The sequence below is a fragment of the Candidatus Methylacidithermus pantelleriae genome, from assembly GCF_905250085.1.
GTDB classification, from domain to species: domain Bacteria; phylum Verrucomicrobiota; class Verrucomicrobiia; order Methylacidiphilales; family Methylacidiphilaceae; genus Methylacidithermus; species Methylacidithermus pantelleriae.
In genome coordinates, this window is the sequence record NZ_CAJNOB010000004.1 from 1 (window position 1) to 17,425 (window position 17,425).

9 protein-coding genes and 1 pseudogene are annotated in these 17,425 nt (G+C 54.5%); 3 read left to right on the plus strand and 7 right to left on the minus strand.

Annotated features, from left to right (window positions below; all coding sequences use genetic code 11):
- Positions 1-114 precede the first annotated feature (114 nt).
- The 3 genes and pseudogenes from KK925_RS02290 to KK925_RS02300 form a co-directional block, all read right to left on the minus strand.
- Positions 115-883: pseudogene (locus KK925_RS02290) on the minus strand (IS5 family transposase).
- A gap of 4 nt (positions 884-887) precedes the next feature.
- Complete coding sequence (locus KK925_RS02295; protein ID WP_174582785.1) at positions 888-2,525, minus strand: sodium:solute symporter; 1,638 nt, start codon at positions 2,523-2,525, stop codon at positions 888-890.
- A 112-nt stretch (positions 2,526-2,637) separates the two neighbouring features.
- On the minus strand, positions 2,638-4,638 hold the full coding sequence (locus KK925_RS02300) for a phospho-sugar mutase (RefSeq protein ID WP_174582786.1): 2,001 nt from the start codon (positions 4,636-4,638) through the stop codon (positions 2,638-2,640).
- Between the two features lie 107 nt (positions 4,639-4,745).
- On the opposite strand from KK925_RS02300, the gene rpsO reads away from it, so the two are divergent.
- From rpsO to KK925_RS02315, 3 genes are all read left to right on the plus strand, one after another.
- Positions 4,746-5,024, plus strand: a complete 279-nt coding sequence (gene rpsO, locus KK925_RS02305) for a 30S ribosomal protein S15 (protein WP_214096223.1) — start codon at positions 4,746-4,748, stop codon at positions 5,022-5,024.
- Between the two features lie 86 nt (positions 5,025-5,110).
- Positions 5,111-7,273, plus strand: coding sequence for a polyribonucleotide nucleotidyltransferase (locus KK925_RS02310; RefSeq protein WP_174582787.1), 2,163 nt, complete (start codon positions 5,111-5,113; stop codon positions 7,271-7,273).
- Between the two features lie 48 nt (positions 7,274-7,321).
- Positions 7,322-7,798 carry a redoxin domain-containing protein gene (locus tag KK925_RS02315; protein ID WP_174582788.1) on the plus strand — a complete coding sequence of 159 codons (477 nt, stop codon included), beginning with the start codon at positions 7,322-7,324 and terminating at the stop codon, positions 7,796-7,798.
- 398 nt (positions 7,799-8,196) lie between these two features.
- Here KK925_RS02315 and KK925_RS02320 read toward each other — a convergent pair whose 3' ends face one another.
- From KK925_RS02320 to KK925_RS02335, 4 genes are all read right to left on the minus strand, one after another.
- Positions 8,197-8,379 carry a hypothetical protein gene (locus tag KK925_RS02320; RefSeq protein WP_214096224.1) on the minus strand — a complete coding sequence of 61 codons (183 nt, stop codon included), beginning with the start codon at positions 8,377-8,379 and terminating at the stop codon, positions 8,197-8,199.
- 1,376 nt (positions 8,380-9,755) lie between these two features.
- Positions 9,756-14,120 (minus strand): DEAD/DEAH box helicase family protein, encoded by a 4,365-nt coding sequence (locus KK925_RS02325; protein WP_174582790.1) that lies wholly within the window; start codon positions 14,118-14,120, stop codon positions 9,756-9,758.
- 459 nt (positions 14,121-14,579) lie between these two features.
- Positions 14,580-15,557, minus strand: a complete 978-nt coding sequence (locus KK925_RS02330; protein WP_174582791.1) for an alpha-E domain-containing protein — start codon at positions 15,555-15,557, stop codon at positions 14,580-14,582.
- A gap of 4 nt (positions 15,558-15,561) precedes the next feature.
- On the minus strand, positions 15,562-17,097 hold the full coding sequence (locus KK925_RS02335) for a circularly permuted type 2 ATP-grasp protein (protein WP_214096225.1): 1,536 nt from the start codon (positions 17,095-17,097) through the stop codon (positions 15,562-15,564).
- Between the last annotated feature and the right edge of the window lie 328 nt (positions 17,098-17,425).

Consider the following 17,425-nt stretch of genomic DNA (forward strand, 5'->3'; position numbering starts at 1 on the left):
TGAAAAATGGTGGCTAGAAACGGATCGCCTTCAACGGGTTGGAAGTATCACAAGCCGGCTTTGGCAGCCTCCTCTGACGACCTTTCTAGAACTCATCTCAAAAATGAAGCCATCTCAAAAATATCGTAACAGGATCACAATGCAGGCCAAATGCACAAAACCGAGGTAACTGGTCAAATGACGATCATAGCGTACCACCAGACGGCGGAAGTTCTGCAGGCAGGCGAAGAGCCGTTCCACCTTCCAGCGGCGTTGGTAGCGCCGCAACGGTCGACCGTCTTGGGTGCGAGGCTTCTTTGTGATTGGGGCAATGGGGAGCAATCGTCTGGATCCCTTGGGCAGCCAAGCGTTCATCCAACGGATCGCTATCATAGGCCCGGTCGCCGATCAGCCGTCGAGGCCTCTCCGCAACAAAACGGGCTTGCAGGATGGGCTCGACGAGAGTGATCTCATGCGGCGAAGCACTTCCCACCGAGGTGGCGAGAGGAAGACCAGTGCGGTCCGCCACTGCGATGACCTTCGAACCTTTGCCCCGCTTGGTCTTGCCCACCCATGCCCCCCTTTTTTCGCCGGGATGAAAGTCCTGTCGAGAAAGCATTCCTCCAGATCCAGTCGGCCCTGTTTTCTCAAGATCCTCGGCCAGGGTTTTGCAGGATCCGCCCCAGCATTCCGGCTCGCAATCACTCCTAGAACCTGCGGTGACAGGTCTGGTATGAGGGATATCGCTTCAGCAGATCCTTCCACGGGCCCCGGTTCGCAAGATCCACAGGATGCATTCAGCACGGCGCGGTCATCCGCCCGTAGGCCGCCGCCCCTCCGGTCGTCGAGGAACTACAGGGAGCAAGGGCTTGACGAGGGCCCACTGTCCCTCCGTTAGGTCCATAGCCTCACCCCTTACTCAAAGTCTCGGGCGTACTACATTCCGAGATGAGTTCTCGTTCGTTTTTTGCGGATCGGAAGCACATGCCAATGAAAAAGGTGACGCAACTTCCGGCCAACACTCTCCAGGGAAAAGAGATAACCGGTTGGGAACAAAAGATGATGGGCGAGCCGAAGATGCTTGTTGCTATCTCACCGAGAAGTCCTGAAAGGCAGCTGACGGCTGCAAAGCCGCACAACATAGCCAAGAGGTTACCGCGGTCATTACCGCGGCGGCGCGTGACCATTCCAAGAAGAAAGATCCCCAAAAGAGAGCCGTAGGTGTACCCAAAGATGCCCAAAGCAATGGGAATCATCCGGGATCCGGAGTGGGTTAACACAAAGTACGCAATCGCGGATGCAATGAGATAAATGAAAAGGGCAAAGACCGTTGTGAAATATCGAGCAAGCCGCGTTTGATCCATCTCGGAAGTAGCCTTTATCTTGGGCCACCAGTCGCGTGTAAACGAAACGGCTAGCGAATTAAGTCCCGCCGAAAGCGACCCCATGGTTGCCGCAAAAAGCCCCGCCAGGAGAAGACCACGAAGGCCACTGGGCATCTCTTTGAGAATGAAGTAGGGAAAAACTTCATTGGCGTCAGGAGGGAGTTGGGAGTCGGGTAGCAGCCGGTAATAGTGGAAAAGAAGGATACCAATGGAGAGAAAAAGAAAGCTAATGGGTATGTCGACCAGTCCGGAGGCAACCACCGAATAACGGCTCCTCCGGACATCGGGTGCGGTGAGCATTCTTTGAACCATGTCCTGATCCGTTCCATGCGTCGCCATGGTGAGGAAGGTGGAACCTAAAAGCCCAGCCCAAAGGGTGTAGTCTTGCAAAAGAATGGCTCGAAGGTTGTCGGAGAGGTTGGTCTGGGAGTGGAAGCCCAGAGAGAGCATGGAAGAGACGCGAAGAGGTAATAGGCTTCCAAGTGTCGTCCCAGGGAAAGACGCATGAAGTCTTTGCCATAAAAGAACAAGGGCCGTCATGGCACTCCCTACCATCAACACGGCCTGGAGCAGGTCGGTCCAGATAACAGCGCGAATCCCGCCGATTGCTGTGTAGACGGTAGTTGCTACAGTAAGAACTAAAAGGGCTGCTGCATACACAAGCCATTGGTGGAAAAGATCCTGCCTTTCGCCTAGGAAAAACACTTTCCATGCCACCGCCAAGACGACGGCGGCAATGTAAAGGCGAGCCCCACAGGCTAACACCCGCGTGAAAAGAAAGGTGGCCGAGGCCGCTTTTTGGGTTAAAGGACCGAAGCGAATGCCAAGGAATTCATAAATGGAATACACCCCGTAGCGATAGTACGGTTTAAGAAAAAGAGAAGCCACGATCAATCGCCCCAGGATCGTGCCCAGAGCAAGTTGAAGATACATGTAGTTTTGAAGGGCAAATCCCTCAGCTGGCGTTCCCAAAAAGGTTCCGGCGCTGGTTTCAGCTGCAACGATAGAGGCTAGAACAGCCCACCAAGGCATGCGGCGTCCTGCCAGGGCGAAGTTTTTGAGATCCTTGTCCTGCCCGCGAGAGAGAAGCCCAACCTGGAGAACGAAGAAAAAGTAAACTCCAACGATGATAACATCGAGAAGCCAGGGGGGGCTATGCATGAAACCCGTTAAGCTTGCCGCAAAAGGTTAGTGAGAAAAGAATAGATAGGAGACAACCACGGGCTTTACGTTGGTTAGGCCCTGCAGTTTTCCATCGTTTGCCCAGGGGCGCCTAGAAAGCTCTGGAGCTACCATTTGGCGCTTGGGATGGTACTTTCCCAAAGGATTGGGAGTCCTGGGGAAGACGCTTCTGGTTTTCGCTTTGGAGCGCCTGCCAAAGCGCGTCCAATTCCTTTTCTGCCCGTCCAATTGCTAGGCTCACGTCGCTTCCCGATGCCTGGCGGGTGAACAGGTAAAATTTGATTTTGGGCTCCGTCCCTGAAGGGCGGATGGCGATTCGACGATCCCCTTCGAGTTCTAGAACCAGCATCGGCTCCTTTGGGACTAAATCTCCTTCTTGATCGTAGATGTCCTCCCTTTGGAAGTCGACCACCCGTTTTACCGTGAATGACGCGAGGCGATCTGGAGGGGTGTCCCGGTAACTGTCCAAAAGGGTTTGAACCTCTTCCAGGCCCGAAGGACCTTCTAAGGGGAGTGTAATGAGTCGTTCCCTATAGGTTCCGTATCTCTGGTAGATCCCTTGCAGGTATTCCACCAACGTCTGACCATGAACCCGAGCCCATAAAAGACTTTCGACCAACATGAGAGCTGAACCATGGGAATCCTTGTCGTGGGCGTAATGGCCGCCAAGGAATCCATAGCTTTCCTCGGCTGCCAGAATAAGGAAGCGTCCTTGCGAAAGTTGGAAGCCTGCCTTTTCGTCAGGCGAAAGTTCCTGTGGATAGAGGATTCCGTGCTCTGCCTCGTAGCGCCTGAGTTTGGCTCCCATGTACTTGAAACCTGTCAGAGTTTCGATACATGGAACGCCGAAATCATGAGCGATCGCCTTGATGAGATCAGTGGTTACAAAGCTTTTTAGAAGGACGGCACGCGAGGCATTTCTTTCGGTGAGAAGCCCTTTACGTTTGAGCATGTCACAACGATAGAAGGCAAGGAGAGAGCCTATCTGGTTACCCGTGAGAAGCTCGTAGTCACCTTGACGAGTTTTTACGGCCACACCCATCCGATCGGCGTCTGGGTCGCTGGCCACGACCAGGTCGGCTTGCGTTTGTCGAGCCAAACGGAGCGCTCTTTCGAAGGCTTTTGGATCTTCGGGGTTTGGGGAGACGACCGTAGGGAAACGGGGATCCGGAATCGCCTGTTCCGGTTCAAGCAAAAGCGGCACACCCCATTTCTCAAAAAGAAGGGGGAAAATGCGCGCTCCTGTACCATGGAGAGGGGTATACACCGCTTGAATCTTATGAGCCTCGCTCTCAAAAAGCTTCGGCTCCAAGACCACGTTGCTGAGAGCTTCCACAAACGCCAGATCACCATCCCTACCCAGGAGAGAAATTTTCCCTCGAGATTCCGCCCACTGGGGTGTTTCTAAACGGTTGGCAAGCCGATCAAAACGGGCAACCACCGCCCCCGCATCCGGTTCGACCAGCTGAGCTCCATCGGGCCCATAGGCTTTAAACCCGTTGTCGTGAGGAGGATTGTGGCTTGCGGAAATGACGATCCCACCCTGGGCTTGCTTCCATCGAATGGTGAAGGAAAGTTGGGGCGTGGATCGCTCCTCGGGAAAAAGAATCACCTCAATGCCCATCCGGGAAAGGACTTGAGCCGCCTCTTGGGCAAACGATTGGGAAAAGTGTCGCGTGTCGTGGGCAATGGCTACCTGAATGGTTTTTCCTGGAAAGCACTCTTTGAGGTGCATTCCAAGGCTTGCGGTTGCCAAGCGAACGGTGCGGTGATTCATCATTGCCGTCCCGGTGGCCGGATGTTCTGGACAGCCAAAAGAATCCGGCGTTCCTTTTTCGGCTAAAGTGACGCGCCGGGCAATGGTACGTCCCCGAATCCCGCCCGTCCCAAAGCTGGGAGCTTTGTAGAAGCGATGATTCAGTTCTTCCCAATCCTCTGAGAGAAGAAGCTCTTCCAAGCTTGCAAGTTCCACCGAGGTTAGGTCAGGATTGTGACAGAAGCGCCAAAGATGCTCCCAGCTGGAAGAGAAAAGCCCCGTAGATTCCTTTGCTTTTTGTACCAGTACAATAATTTTTTCTCGTTTCGTTTCCACTCCCTTCTTTTTAACCCATGGCAAGGGAAAAGCCAAGGGGGTGGCAAGGATCGGAGCGCAAATCCTCTTGCCTGCTAGGGATCAAAGGCTATTATGCCAGAAAAGACATGCCAATTGCGACGATGGAGCGGTTCGACAAGGCTGAGATCATTCGGAGCTATCAGCTGCATGAAAAGGACACCGGCTCTGCGGATGTCCAGATAGCGATTCTGACGCATCGGATCAATCAGGTGGCGACCCATCTTCAACGCCATCGGAAAGACTTTAGCTCCCGGCGGGGACTCGTGATGATGGTTAACCAGCGTCGGAAGCTTTTGGACTACTTGCACAGGGTTGCCCCGGATCGTTACCGGGCGCTTCTGGCCAAGCTCAATTTGCGAAAGTAATCCATGGAAAGGTACTTTCCTTCCGAAGGGCGACACGGTCCAGCCCGGCGCGCTTCATGGGGGGATCTGGCCTTGGCACACAAACAATGGGGGAGAATGTGACAACGGACGGTTGGGTGAAGGTTTCGAAAGACTTTGGGCCCCTTTCCTTAACGATGGAAACGGGCAAAGTGGCGAGGTTCGCCGACGGCGCTGTGATGGTCACCTATGGGGAGACCATGGTGCTCGTTACTGTGGTCTCGGCGGACGAATTGACCCCGGGCCAAAACTTCTTGCCCCTTCAAGTCGAGTACCGCGAACGGGCGGCAGCTGCGGGCAAGATTCCGGGTAGTTACTTTCGGCGGGAGGGGAGGCCTTCGGAAAAAGAGATTCTCGTTTCGCGAATGACCGACAGGCCTCTCCGTCCGCTCTTTCCCAAAGGGTATTTCTACGAGACGCAAGTCCTTTCGACCCTTTTCTCAGCGGATGGCCAGAACGATCCGGACATTTTGAGTATTAACGGCGCCTCAGCGGCATTGATGATTTCCGACATCCCTTTTCATGGTCCGCTCGGGGCTGTGCGGATCGGAAGAGTCGAAGGGAAATGGGTAGTCAACCCGACACATCGCGAGCGGGAATTTAGCGATCTTGATCTGGTGTACGTGGGAACGAAGGATCGAGTTTTAATGATCGAGGGCAGCGCCCTGGAGCTGCCGGATGAAGACTTCAACCAAGCGCTAGAATTTGCTCATTCCCAAATTCTACCGGTCCTCGAGCTCCAGTGGGAGCTGGTCGAACGGGTCGGAAAACCGAAACGGAGTAGCGTTCTTTTCCAGGCCCGCCGCGAAGTGGAAGAGTTTTTGGCGTCGATGGTGGAGGAAGAGTTGCGACAGGCTCTTTTCGTTCACCGGAAAGCCTTAAGAGATCAAAAAGTCGACGAGCTTCTTGAAAAGTCCAGGACTCTTGTTAGCCAAACGTTTGCCGACGCGTCTCTGGCCGAGATCGAGGAGGCGTTTTGGGCGATCGCTCACCGGGTGTTTCGTCAAGAGGTGCTTCAGAGTGGGCGGCGGTGTGATGGCCGCAGTCCCACAGAGGTTCGCCCTCTTTCTGGAGAAACTGGCATATTCCCCAGGGCGCATGGGTCGGCGCTTTTCTCTCGAGGTGAAACCCAGGTGGTTTGTCTGGCGACTTTGGCTTCCATCCGGGAAGCCCAGGAGCTGGATGCGTACGGGGGAGGAGAGTCGACCAAGCGATTCATACTTCATTACAACTTTCCCCCCTTTAGCACGGGAGAGGTTCGAAGAATCACTGGACAAACGCGCCGTGAAGTGGGTCATGGGGCATTGGCCGAACGCTCTCTGGCAGGCGTGATTCCTTCGGAGGTAGAGTTTCCGTATGCCATTCGCGTCACTGCAGAAGTTCTCGAGTCCAACGGGTCAACGTCAATGGCCAGCGTATGCGGGGGTACGCTTTCCCTTATGGACGCCGGAGTTGGCCTAAAAGCCCCGGTGGCCGGAATCTCCATCGGTCTTTTGACGGATTATCAGGGGGAATCGTTGGCACGTTACGTCTTGCTCACCGACATTGTGGGCGATGAGGATCATTTGGGTGACATGGACTTTAAGCTGGCAGGAAGCCGGAAGGGGGTTACGGGTTTTCAATTGGATCTTAAGCTTCCAGGCATTCCTCTTGAGCTCTTGCAAGAAGCTGTCCTCCAGGCGAGGAATGCCCGGATGCAAATCCTTGAGTTCATGCAGAATGTGCTAAACGAGCCGCGAAAGGAGCTCTCTCGTCATGCCCCAAGAATTGAGACGATCAAGATTCATCCCGATAAGATCGGTCTTCTGATCGGGCCAGGCGGAAAGACCATTAAACAGATTGCTGCGCAAACGGGTGCGGAGATCAATGTGGAAGACGATGGGACGGTGATGATTTATTGTCCGAACGCAGATGGAATGGCTTTGGCCAGGGAAATGATCGAGGATTTGACTGGAGAGATTGTGGTCGGCGAAATCTATCGCGGGCGAGTAGTGGGAGTCAAAGAATTTGGTTGTTTTGTGGAAATTAAAGGTAAAGGAGAAGGGTTGGTTCATATTAGTGAACTTTCGGATGTGCCCGTGCGGCGTGTGGAAGATGTGGTACGGATGGGGGATGAAATTTGGGTTAAGTGCATTGGCATTGACGAAAGAGGGAGGATTAAACTATCTCGCAAGGCTGCTTTGCGAGATCGACGGCTGGTCTCCCCTCCGGGAGGCAGTCCGAAAGAATGAGAAGAAAAGTTTAATCTGGACGATTTTGTGGAAGAAGGGAGGTCGATCGTGGCACTAGCTGTTGGAACGAAAGCACCTAACTTTTGCCTGAAACGGAAAACGGCCCAGGGACTTGAGGATGTTTGCCTGAGCGACCGTTTTGGGAAAAAGAATACAGTTCTTTTGTTTTTTCCGATGGCCTTTACGAGTGTCTGTACTAAGGAGATGTGTGATGTCTCCCAGGGGCTTATCGATTTTCAACAATGGAACGCAGATGTTTTGGGAATTAGCGTCGACAACCCATTCGCGCAGGAGGCGTGGGCGAAACAAGAGGGAATTACAGTTCCTTTGTTAAGCGATTTGGATAAAGAGGTGTCCGCGAAGTACGATGTTCTTTTGCCCAAATTAGCAGGGATCGGAACGGTTGCAGCACGGGCGGCTTTTGTGATCGATCAAGAGGGAATCATACGATATAGTGAAGTAACACCTTCCCCGACCGAGTTGCCCAACTTTGATCGGATTAGAGAAGTGTTAGCCAAGCTGTGATGGGTCTGCTTTAGGGCCATAAAGTTCTTTTCAAGCGACCTCATCCTCAGTATTCGTCTGCTTTGTCTGTTCGATAACCCGTCGTCGCTCGGTTCCTCAGCACTGGCTTACGCACCTCGGTTATCTTATCAATGGCTTAGGTTAACTTCCGCATTGTTTAAAGGTAAATGACAGTAGGGGAACGAGGGAATCCTTTCAACCCGCCAGCGTGATTTACTAGGACCTGTGAGAAACAAGAGAAAGCGGGCCCAGTTTTTTGGAGGAGCTCGTTTGCTTTTTTGAGTATTTCGCAAAGGATGTGGTTCTGAAATTTGCCTTCGGGGAAAAGCCGCGCTACGCGGATGCCGTAAAGGCGACCAAGGGGTTTGGGCGACTTGTCCGTGGAAGTCTTTCGAGATCTATTGGGTTTGGAGGCGGACGGTGAGCCAGTAGGCGAGGAAAAAGATCCCGATGGGATTGCGGGCTCGGGTCGCCGCGCGCCCATGATAGACAGGACGGACTTCCCGGGGATTTTGAGCTGGGGAAAGGCCGGTTCCAACCTCGGCGAGTCGCTGATAGTGAGTGAGGGGCTTTCCGGGCAAAGCTTCCGGAGGAGAGAGGGCTCTGCAGGAGATACCATCGGTCGATCGCTTCCTCTTTTGGGATCCTATTCGTCTCTTTACGTTTCCACCAGAAGCCGGCTTGAGGGTCGACCCCGTACTCCCAAAAGTATTTATCGGCTTGGAGGCAAACGATCGCCCCAACTGACCGGCTCCCCAGTGTGACCGGATCGGCTCTTTGCGCGACCGTTTTGGGAATCTCCGCCACCACCTCCTTGGCAGAAGCCACCCGGTTTTCCCGCCGGGTCCGATCGCTCAAGGCTTGGGCTATATTTTTTGCGGCCATTACAGATGGAACCCGATTGGCTTTTAGCTGCATCAGTTGACTCCAGTCGGTAAGCCAAAGCTGGCGCCTCCGCGAGCTGCGTGGGGATGTTCTTCTGCACTGGCTAGCCAGAGATTTCGCGTGTGCTGGGAAAAGGGTCATCTCCACTGGGCAACCGTTGTCCTATGTCGAAACGCCCGGAGCGAATGCGTTGCCAGGACCCTCGGTGGTTGAAGGGTCGCACGAAAAGGGCTGGAGAAAAGACCAGCGAACAAGCGAGCCCTAACGCACGTGCATCCTCTGCCAAAGGCTTGAAACGAGCCATTCCGGCGCCACCAAGCCCGTGCGAGAGAAACAAAGGCTCAAGTCCCTCTGGAAAGAGAGTAATGGGTGTACCGGGGAACGGCGTCCGGGGTACTGGGTGAACGCATGCATGTAAAGGGCGATGCGTCAACACGGGCGGCCTGTGTGGTGGGTGGTTTGGGTTGGTGGCGAATGGGTCGACTTACGAGTGTGCCGTGAAACCTCAAAGCGAGTCCAGGCAGGAGTCGAAGAGATCCGCAGGTCCGAAAGAGCCGGGAGAGAGTCGGGCGGATTGAAGGTCCGAGAGTTCTAAAGGAAAACGTCGGATGGAGAGAGAAGAGAAACATGGGTGAGGAATCCGAGAATTTCCGATACGTGTTTGGAAGCTTGCGAAGGTGGTGCAAGGAAAGACGAAGAAAAGCCGGCACATGTTCCGTGGGCACCATTGTGCTTGGATCTAGCCCAAAAGCCGAAAGCCGGACGTCTTCTCGGCGTTCGGTAGGATCAAGCGGGGGCTGGAAACGGGCAATACGGAGAAAGTATGGAGAAATATCGAACCAATGCCGGATCGAAAGAAGCAGCTGTGGCTACGGCCTCTCCGAAACGGCGTCCCACCAGTCCTCAACTCTACTTTTTCTAACCCGGGAGAGTGACAAGGATTCGACTCGTTCTACCACCACGGGCTCATGTGCTTGAAAAGAGACTCACACAGGGGCGAAGTTCTGACGCCTGGGGTACACAGCTAAAGCGGACACTAAGAGCAGGGTCGCAAAAAAGGAAGCATCCTTCTTTACCTGCCTTGACAAAGAGGCTCGCCAGCGTGGGTAAGCAAAGCTTCCCGCAGCATCGATTGGACCCAGTCCCGGTCGGCGGCCCAACCAAAGGAGGGGATGGGCACAAAGTGATAGCCGCAGGCTTCCCACTCTTGCTGAAGGGACAAAAGCTTTTTCCCGTCCATTTTCCAGCGTTCCAAGGCAAAGGGACCGATTATTCCTACTACACCTGTCGTTCCAAAAACCAGAAGGTCAGCGGGCAAAAGAACTTCTCCTAAAAGAGTCACCGGAGTGTAGACCGCGTAGCCTAGACCCGTGATCCATTCTGCCATTTCTTTGTGCCATCCATCGGTCCCCCGCACGGTTTCTACCAGCTGCACCTGGGAAGTGGTGGCCAAGCCGGAGGGTGGCCGGAAAAGCGAAAGCCTCGGATCATGTTCCGGAAAATATTCCGGCGGTGCCGAGTGGAAAACCCAGATCTCTTCTTTTGCTGCGGCCAGGATGGCATGAACCAGTCTTCGTCCCCACCCTTCGGGCCAGGGAGTGAGGGGCTCGTTGGGAGCAACTACAAGGGAAACAAAAACCAAGTCGCGTGATTCACCTTGAAGATCTTCTGGGGTCCCACAGAAGAAATTCCGGCGTGCGATTTCTTGAGAAGGGAGCTTTTCATTGGATAGCCGGCGGAGAAGGTTTGCCTGCGGGACACTCCCGAGGCTAACCAGAGCAATTGTCTTAGAGGCGTAAAACGGGTCTTCCAGAATCTGCCGTAACTTTTCCACTACAGCATGAGCCTCAAAAGGATTGAGCGCCAAATGCCCCGATCCTTGTTGCACGCCCTGGGAGATATGCTCCCATCGAAGAACCTTTTGAAAGCTGGTTGGGCGAATCCGCATGGGAAGCAACGGGCGATCCGGATAGGAATGGCTATTCAAAAGAGCGACAAGTTCCGCCCGGGAGCTAAACTGCCTGCGCAAACTTTTTCGTACAGGGAACCGCACCTCGGCAATATCCCATAGGGAGTTGGCTGCCACCAGGCGATCCCGATAGGCCAAATCCGCTACCCACCGGGTACAATCTTCTCTTTGGGATGGGTCGGAGAACTCAAGAAACGGCCCAAGTCCCGGTTGTGAGCCGTCTCCTAGGACGGCCACCTTGCGTCCCAGCAAGGTCGTCAAAAGAGATGGGGGAGGTGCAACTTCACCACCGATCACGATCACGACATCGAAAAGATTCGCATTCTCAGATAAGAGTTCCATCCCCGCAGGCAGCCCAATGAGCCACGCGGGGAAGAAGGAGACAAACCGAGTGGTATGTTTCCAAGCCTCCCTCCGGTATAATTCGGAAGAAGGTTGGAATCGCACCCGGGCATCCTCCCAAGCTTTTTTCCAGGCCAAAAGAGCCTCTCGTTGCTCCTCTTCTAGATGCGGCACGGATCGCAGCCAGGCTTCGGCCGCCCAAAGTGCGCAAGCCTCTCGTCGCCAGTTTTGCCCAAGGGTTTGATAGCGATCCCATAGCTTGAGAATTTCGCGTTCCTTTTGCGCTCGTTGCCGAACCTCGGCCCATGCCCTGGCCCACTGCCATGCCATCGGCAGCGCTTCGAGCCGCGAAGGCCAAGCAGGATCCGCAGGCTTTTCTTTAATCCGACGAGTCAAGTCTGGGGCCACTTGACCGAGAACTTGAAGAAGTCGTTCCGCTTCTTCCCAAGCTTTTCCTTTTTCCCACGTCTTGACCAGTTCTCCGTAGGCAAGCTCGTAGGCCAAAGGGTCTTTTTGTTCCACGCTTCGCAGAAGTTCCCCAAGAATCGGGTGTGCGTTGGGTTGCCGTGCCCATAGGTGGAGTTGGTGAAGAAAAGCACGGACGGGCTGCTCGCTTTTTTCCCAATTTTGAAAGGCAAGCGTGGCTAGAAGCTGTGCAATGAGCTCTCCCAAGGCTTGCTCGTTGGTCCAAGCGACTTCTGTTGGAGCGAAAAGCAGCTCCACTCTTGCTCGCCATTCTTTTACTTGCTGCCCAAACGCAAGGATTTTGCCCAACCAGTGGTGGCATTTTTGAACCACGTCCAGCTGGTCTTCGATTCCGCCCGAGACAGGAATTTCGGCCCAGCGTTGCCAGAGCCGGCAAAGCCTTCGCACATCCAGATACGTTTGACAGTATTCCTGGAGGTCTTGGAGCGTTTCCTTGCTCCGGCACCGACGGCCATTAAGCCGCACGGAAGACCGGAGATAGCTGGTTTCGCGGAGCACCCTAGGCCGGAATAGAAGAAAACGGGGAGGAGGCCCTTTTTCCTCCCAGTACTGCAGAAGTGCATGGCAATCACTCAGTAGCGTTACCAGGTCGCAAGACTTGACCGTAGCTAAAGTCCAATCTTTGACCCTGGCTACCCGTTCGGCTAGGCCAGCATCCCATAAGGCTTGTGTTTGCTCTTGCAACCGTACCCACGGCTCCGCGTTTCCATAGACAACTTCGTCCAATGCGGAGCCAGCAAACGGAAGGGAACAATTGCGTATATCGTGGAGAGCCGCGCGTAGCTCTGAGAGTGCTGCAAGAATCTCCTGGAGCTGGCTTGAGTCTTTATGAACCCGTTGCAGGATCGTTTCTTGGGCGTAGTTCTGCAAAAAACTTTGCCAGCGAAGGCGATTTTTCCTTTCTTCTTCTAGCCAGGAAGCAAGCACGGAGGGTTCCGGTAGTAGCGCCGGATCCGGGCAAAACTGGGAGAGTTCCCCATTTTTTTCCAGGGATAAAGGGCGCAAAAAGGAAGCAAGTTTTTTCCAGGCGTCGGGAGATTCTGGGAGGGAAGCCTCCGGATCCACCGCGTCGGTGAACCAATGGTATTTTTCGCGCTCAAGGAACAGCCGTTCGATAACTTCCGGAAGTGATCCTTGGTAAATTCCTCCAGCCAAGCTTACATCCCGGGTATCGCAGGGAAGACTACGAAGCAGGGTTTCCTCAACTTCGAGGAGTTCGGTTTCTACCTCCCGGATCTTTCCTTCCCAGCGTGCCACCTCTTCAGCGGTTTCCTCTGGTGAGTGCTCTGTCGTGAAACGTAGGATTCGATCCACTGCCGTTTCGAGGTTTGAAAGAAACTCGGAGTCAATGCCCGTCCAGCACAAGCAGAGGGGACGGATTTCTGGAGGGATTCGTTCCCAAAGCTTTCGCAGGAGTGAAGAAGAGGTACCCACGACCAGCACCTTTTTCCCATGCGCTAAAAAATCGCCCAGCAAGCTGGCGGCCGTTTGTGTCTTGCCGCTACTAGGAGGGCCATCGATCAGCACGACCCGCGAGTTTTTTACTGCTTCCAAGGCTTCCTTTTGGTCGATTGAGAGAGCCAAAGGAATTCGGGTAGGGCGCAGCTCTTGACGATCCGCCTTGATGACCGCTTCTTGGGATCGCGACTCAAACAAAAGCTCACCTACCGGGAAAGCCTTAGCTTGCCGCCGTTGCTCTCGAAGTTCGATGGCAAGGCTCGCCCACTGAGCGCAAGACCGCTTCCGGAAAAGGAGTGCCGGGGCTAACCACACCCGTGGGAACTCCCCAGCTTGTGGGCCCGGTTCCAGGCTGGGGAGATAGTCTCCCTTCACCGGGAGAAGACCCAAGAGGCCGCGAAGGATTCGTTCCGTTTCCTCTCGATTCCAAGGATCGATAAGATTATTCGCCCACCGGTCACAAAGCTCCCTTCGTTCCGGATCCGGTTTCTGCAGCCCTTCCAGCACTTCCCATTCGATCCTGGGCCGGAAACCTAACGGAGAAGGAGCAACGGTTAAAACCGAACCCCTTTCCCAGCGAATTTCCACGCTGGCTACCAAAAGATGGCGTCGCAAGTAAGCCCCTGTGGGACGACTCCATGTCAAAAGCCCAAATGCCATCACCAGCTCGTGCGTGGCGGCTTTTCGTTTCCAATCTCCTTCCAGCCACACCAGCCGGTAATAGAGCTCTTCGGCTCGTTTGGCCTTTCGGTGTTGCTCTGCCCAGGGCTGCCAGCAGCTGTCAATCCATCGCTCCCACTGGTTCTGAACTGCAGGGAAGGACGCCAGCTCCAGCCATTTCCCCTCACGCCACGTTTTTTCCCTGAGGCGCGGAGGGGAAGAGTCACTGATCTCCTCGCGGGGCGGTACCCAGGGAAGGGAAGCTTCAGGAAAGGGAGGAAGGTCCGGAATCACCGGTTTCTTCCATTGAATCCAAAACTCGTGTGTCCAATTCCCAGCGGAGAGTTTAGGGCAACGGACATCCGGCAAAGCTTGTAATTCCCAAAGCCATACGACAACCGGGTATTCTTGGACGTCTTGTGCCGGTCGTGCTGCCTGCAGGGAGAGCTCGCGAAAATACTCGAGAACCTTTGTCAACGGTTCGGAGCTTTCGGTAAGATGGCGATTTGTAGGGGCTTCCATCCTGCGGCGGCCTTCTGGGTCCAAATATGAAAGAAAGCCCAAGAAGCTTCAGTTACGCTTCCAGCAGCTGATTGTCCGAAATTGCTTCGCTACACATAATCCCCTATGTCACCCTTCTAGGGTGAACTCCCTAGCCCGTCTGTCTCCTTCCCCAACCCGCGGGTCGCAGACCAGCCTCGGGCTCTCCCATCGCTAGAGAAATCTCGAGAGACATCCCTTGCCCAGAGACCCGGGTAGCGCCCGCTAAGCGAACCAGCCAATCCAAAGTCAATCGCAATAGAACCGCAAGCTCTTGGCAAGCTCTGCGCCTCCTAGCTTGCTAGCAGCCTAGACGTACGGAACGCCTCCATCAAGCCTCTTTTCCGAGAGCGAAGGATGTTTCCCTCGTCTGTTACGCAATGCCCTGCCGAGGTCTAACGATCCCAAAGGAACCTCATGGGCGAACGATCGCTCTCGCTTCTAAGCTCTTTGGTTTAAAACATCCAAAGAGTTTGGAGCAAAACCATGACTTTCTTTCCGTAAAACCTCCCAAACCTCCTGGTGGATCTGGTTACACAGGGCTTGAATCTTTACGCACCATCCCACGCACGCATTGGGTTCCTTTGGTCCTCTTGGGTTCTCGGTATCTACAATGTCCCGTATACGATGGCCTAATTCTTCAAAGTGGGATTCCCCAGCGCAAGCCCATGCGGAAAGCTTTACAACTGCCTTTTGTATGCCTAGAGCACTGTGGCAAAGCGAGCCTTTTGACTCAGGGGTTCCTACAAAACTTTTCCAAACTCTGGCGCCCTCCACACGAGGTCCTTCCATCAGTCGATACTTCTCCCACAAACCCGCCGCTTCCAAAGGTAGCGATCCAACGATCGGCCAATCAAACGACTCCGAACCCAGCTCCCATTGAGCCACTAAAACTGCTGAAAGATTGCCCGTACGCTCCAGAGCTATGCCAAGTTCCGCCAATTCCGCTCCGGGAGAAATCCAGTCAACCAGCAACGCTTCCGTCCAAAGCGTTCTTTCGAAAACTTCTTCCAAGTCGCCCGCTATTTCTACCACGTTCGGAGGGTCCTTTGGGAACGCCCACTTGTCGTACAATCGGCTGCATTCCCTCCACAGCGAGCCCGGAAGATAAAAACGGAGCTCGCGAGCATTGGCTCGGGCCTGCAACAGGCAAGTTCGTAAAGAAAGCGGTTCCGTTGGCTCCCACTGGAGCCGTTGAAGACACCTCACCAGGTCGAAAGCTTCCTTCGGCAACGGAACCCGCAGCGCCTGATGAACCCACGAGCAGAACCCGTTCGTCTTCCCGCATTCTCCGCAGTCGATGCCCTTTTGCCATGCAAGGAAAAGAATTTGGGCTGTGTGCCGGGATCTTTCGATGTAGCGGGCAAGCCAATAAAGCATTTCCGCGGCTCGCAGAGGAAGGGGAGCGCTGGATGTCATACCGTTACGAGCTTGTTACCCAGGTGTCTTTGCTCCCCCCTCCCTGGCAAGAATTGACGACTAGAGATCCCTCCTGGAGCGCTACTCGAGAAAGACCTCCTGGTACAACCCGGATCCGGTCACCTTGCAAAACAAAGGGACGCAAGTCAACGCGTCGAGGCACCAGGAGTCCTTTGAGGTAGCAAGGGGCCTGAGAGAACCACACGGTTGGTTGCGCAATATATCGGCGAGGGAAAGCACGGATCTTTTCTCGAAAAAGCAGGCGCTCCGACGCGCTGGCTAGGGGTCCGATGAGCATACCATGCCCACCCGATTGGTTGACTTCTTTGATCACCAGTTCGTCCAGGTGTTCCAGGACAAACTTTAGATCCGAAGGCTCTGAACAGAGGTAGGTGGGAACGTTGGGGAGCATCGGCTCTTGTTCGAGATAGTAACGGACGATCTTGGGAATCCACGGGTAGATGGCCTTATCATCGGCCACCCCCGTTCCAATGGCATTGAGAAGGTTCACCTTTCCGCAGCGATACAATTCAAAAAGTCCTGGAACACCCAGTAACGAGTCTGCCCGAAAGGCCCTTGGATCTAGAAACTCGTCGTTCACCCTGCGATAGAGGACATGAACAGGGCGCTTGGCTCCGAAAGAGCGTATCCAAAGGGTTCCTCCGGTCACTTCTAAGTCCTGGCCCTCCACAAGCGGCACGCCCATCGTGCGTGCCAACCAGGCATGTTCAAAGTAAGCGGAGTTAGCTGGCCCGGGCGTGAACACGGCTATCTGGGGATCCGTCACTCCAGGAGGAGCCAGTTCAGCCAAAGTTTGCCACAAAAGTTGGGGATACTGTTCCACGGGCTGGGGGTTATAAGCAGCCATAACTTCTGGCAAAGCTCGTTTGAGGGCCGCACGATTGGCCAGCATATAGGAGGCACCACTGGGGACTCGCAAGTTATCTTCTAAAACGAGCCACCGGCCATCCTGGTCGCGGATAAGATCGGAACCCAAAACGGCGACGTACACTCGTTTGGGCGGGGAGATCTCTCTCATCTGCAGGCGGTACTCGAGGCTTGATTGGACCAACCACTCTGGAAGAACACCATCGCGGATGATCTGAGCTTGCCCATAAATGTCGGCAAGGAAGAGGTTGAGGGCCGTCATCCGTTGCTGGAGACCTCGTTCGATCCACCCCCACTCTTCGCGTGTCAAAATTCGGGGAAGGAGATCCAGGGGAAAAATTCGTTCCTGGCCTTCTTGGGACATGGGGACCGCAAAGGTAACTCCCTCATCCTTCAAAAATTGTTGCAGGCAAAGCTCGGCACGACGCAGGAGCGCCGGACCCCCCGCGCCAATGCGCCGTAGGAGTTCTCGGTAGGGAGGGCGAACTTCTCCCGATGAGTCAAAGCATTCATCCCATCCTTTTTCGGGCCGGTAGTTACCCAAAAGATTGGAAACTAACAACCGTGGCTCTGGTCTGAGAAGTGGCTTGGGGAAAGCGGCTTCCATTGAGTCATGCGCCTCAACAAACCAATCCGTTTTGTACCCGGACATTCCTGTAAGCAGCTCACATGCCCAAAGTTCCCCGTGGCTGGCGGCTGAAAAGGAATGCGATGCAAAGATAGATCACCCAGCGTTTGAATCTGGCGGTAGAGGTTAGGCTTCAGTGGATTTGGCCGGGCGGTGTCCGGCATTTGAGAGTTTGATTCGCACGCCGTGAGAGCCATCCGGCCTTCAAGGCATTCAAGGAAGTTTGTCTCAGCGGAGGTGGAGGCTTGACAGCACCGATTGGTATCGAGAGGACCACCTGCGGTTACAGTCAATAGAGCGGTAAGCCTACCGGCTTCCCCATCGTGGCGGCCGGTCGGGTTGTCGCAATGGG

What these genes read in the sequence shown, in the direction of transcription:
- rpsO (WP_214096223.1), top strand. Translation starts at nt 4,746, where the DNA reads ATGCCAATTGCGACGATGGAGCGGTTCGACAAGGCTGAGATCATTCGG.
- KK925_RS02295 (WP_174582785.1), bottom strand. Translation starts at nt 2,525, where the DNA reads ATGCATAGCCCCCCCTGGCTTCTCGATGTTATCATCGTTGGAGTTTAC.
- KK925_RS02330 (WP_174582791.1), bottom strand. Translation starts at nt 15,557, where the DNA reads ATGACATCCAGCGCTCCCCTTCCTCTGCGAGCCGCGGAAATGCTTTAT.
- KK925_RS02325 (WP_174582790.1), bottom strand. Translation starts at nt 14,120, where the DNA reads ATGGAAGCCCCTACAAATCGCCATCTTACCGAAAGCTCCGAACCGTTG.
- KK925_RS02335 (WP_214096225.1), bottom strand. Translation starts at nt 17,097, where the DNA reads ATGTCCGGGTACAAAACGGATTGGTTTGTTGAGGCGCATGACTCAATG.
- KK925_RS02310 (WP_174582787.1), top strand. Translation starts at nt 5,111, where the DNA reads ATGGGGGAGAATGTGACAACGGACGGTTGGGTGAAGGTTTCGAAAGAC.